Here is a 2,310-nt window from a genome sequence, read left to right as displayed (position 1 = left end):
GGCGTCGGCGGGGTCGATGTCCATGGCGCGCAGGACGTGCAGCGCGAGGTTGGTGCCCTCGTCGAGCATGGCGGTGAGCAGGTGCTCGGTGCCCACGGCGGGGGCGCCGCCGGCGGCGGCGCGGTCGGCGGCGAGCTTGAGCACCGCGCGGGTGCGCGCCGTGAGATGGCTGAGCGCGCCGGTCGGCCGGTCCGGGTCGAGGTCGGCGGGCACGCTGGCGCGGATCGCCGTCACCCGGCGCACCGCCTGCTCCAGAGCCCGCTGGCAGATCGCCGACACGGGCACCCCGGCCTCCTTGACCGCCTCGGCCAGCTCGTCGGGCAGATAGACGTTGATCTTCGGCACGCGCCCTCCTCACTCAAGTACCCCCACTATAACCCCACACGGGTTATATGGTCCCCCGCACGAACAAGACTGGCTTTGGCGCGGCCGGAAGCGCAGACTGGAAGGACGGCGACCCCGCGAACCAGTGGAGCACCCGTGGACAATCACCTTGATCACATGCCGGTTCTGTCACGCGGCAGGCATCGCAACCCCAAACGGGGAGCCTGCTTCATGGAGCTGGCCTCCTATCTGGCCGGAGAGCGGTGGAGCGACCACCCCGCCTGCACCCACCCGCTGCTGGCGGCGCTCGCCCGGCTGGTCAACGACAACACCGGCGACGGCCAGCGGGCCAGGCTCGTCGGGCTGGTACCGTCGATCATCGGCCTGGCGGGCGACGACCTGCGGATCGACGCCCGCATCGCGCTGCGCTGCGCCACCACGGCGCTGCCCGTCGCGGCGGCCGAGCGGCAGCTCGCGCTGGCCGTGTCGGTGCTGGCGGCCGAGGAGATGCTGGCCAGGCTGGACGGCCGGCCGTCGGGGCGGCTGAGCGAGCCGAGCCGCTCGGCGATGGAGCAGGTGCCGCTGGCGGCCGCGCAGGCGCGTAAGTTCAGCCGGGCGGCGCGGATCACCGAGAAGGGCTTCCGCCGCTACGCCGCGCCCAACGCGGTCCAGCTCGCGGTGGTCGGCATCGTCCAGGCATGCGTCCCCGACCCGGACGCGCTGCTGCGCGACCTGCTGGCCGGGGCCATCGCCGACTGCGCCGCCCTGATCGGCGAGCGCGACGCCGTATCGGCACCCGCGGCGGCCGTCGCCGCACCGGCCCCCATGTCCTGATATTTCCTGATCTGTCTGACCGACCGTGAGCGGCCGGAGCCCCGGCCGTACCCTTGACCCTCCGATGACGCTCCGCAAACGGCACGGCAGCCCGGAGGGCGAGGATGACGACGAACGAGAGCGGCCCGCACCGGAGCCGTCCGGACGAGGACGTGCGGGTCGCGGTCTACGCGGGGTTCGCGCGTACGGGGCGGGCTCCCGGGGCCGGGGAACTGGCCGGGGCGACCGGCGTGACGCCCGGCGAGGTGCGGCGGGCGCTGGCGCGCCTGCACGCGGCCCGGGCGCTGGTGCTGGACGGCGACGGCGACGGCGACGGCGCGATCGTCATGGCGCACCCGTTCTCGTCGGTGCCGCTCGGCTTCTCGGTCATGGGCCGGGAGACGCTGTGGTGGGGCGGGTGCGCGTGGGACGCGTTCGCCGTGCCGCATCTGCTGGAGGACGAGCCCGAGGTGCTGGTGGCCACCCGATGCCCCGGCTGCGGCGCCCCGCACGCCTGGTCGGTGGGGCGGGCCGCGCCTCCCCCGGGCGACCAGGTGGCGCACTTCCTGGTCCCCGTCGCCCACATGTGGGACGACGTCGTGCGTACCTGCTCGCACCAGCGGTTGTTCTGCTCGGCGGGGTGCGTGGACGGGTGGCTGGCCCGGACGGGGCTGCCGCGCGGCTACGTGATGGACGTGCCCACCCTGTGGCGGCTCGCCCGGGGCTGGTACGACGGCCGCCTGGCGCACGGCTACACCCGCCGCGAACCGGCCGGCGCCGCCGCGCACTTCGCCGGGGCCGGGCTGGACGGCCCGTTCTGGGGCCTGTGAGCACACCGGGCGCCGGCCTCGCCACCCGCCTCCCGACCAGCGCCTTTTCTCGTCAACACGTTCGGAAGACGATGAGGTCGAAGGACGGAACCGCAGGTCAGGCAAGCCTCCCCTTCGTTGCGGATCATGCCGACATATGTCTAAATGTCGGACGAGTTGGTCTTATCGGAGGGAATGTCATGACTATTGAGCTGGAGCGGACGTACTCGCCCGAGAAGCACCACAGCCACCGTGACGTGACGGGCGGCTGGCTGCGGCCGGCGGTGTTCGGCGCGATGGACGGGCTGGTGTCCAACTTCGCGTTGATCGCCGGGGTGGTGGGGGCCGCCGCCGGCCGCCCGTC

4 protein-coding genes are annotated in these 2,310 nt (G+C 73.4%); 3 read left to right on the top strand and 1 reads right to left on the bottom strand.

Translation table 11 applies throughout. The features are described from left to right. Positions 1–345 (bottom strand): Clp protease N-terminal domain-containing protein (locus ADY59_RS47120; RefSeq protein WP_049577850.1); only part of this gene is annotated, 345 nt, incomplete at its 3' end. Positions 346–501: 156 nt separating this feature from the next. On the opposite strand from ADY59_RS47120, the gene ADY59_RS47115 reads away from it, so the two are divergent. The 3 genes from ADY59_RS47115 to ADY59_RS53835 form a co-directional block, all read left to right on the top strand. Continuing rightward, positions 502–1,158, top strand: a complete 657-nt coding sequence (locus ADY59_RS47115) for a hypothetical protein (protein ID WP_049577848.1) — start codon at positions 502–504, stop codon at positions 1,156–1,158. Between the two features lie 104 nt (positions 1,159–1,262). Next, complete coding sequence (merB, locus tag ADY59_RS47110) at positions 1,263–1,967, top strand: organomercurial lyase (RefSeq protein ID WP_049577846.1); 705 nt, start codon at positions 1,263–1,265, stop codon at positions 1,965–1,967. Positions 1,968–2,038: 71 nt separating this feature from the next. After that, a partial coding sequence (locus ADY59_RS53835) for a VIT1/CCC1 transporter family protein (RefSeq protein WP_331459604.1) occupies positions 2,039–2,310 on the top strand: 272 nt, incomplete at its 3' end.

This window comes from Nonomuraea sp. SBT364, from assembly GCF_001083785.1.
Classification (GTDB): Bacteria; Actinomycetota; Actinomycetes; order Streptosporangiales; family Streptosporangiaceae; genus Nonomuraea.
This window is presented reverse-complemented; position numbering and strand designations above follow the sequence as displayed.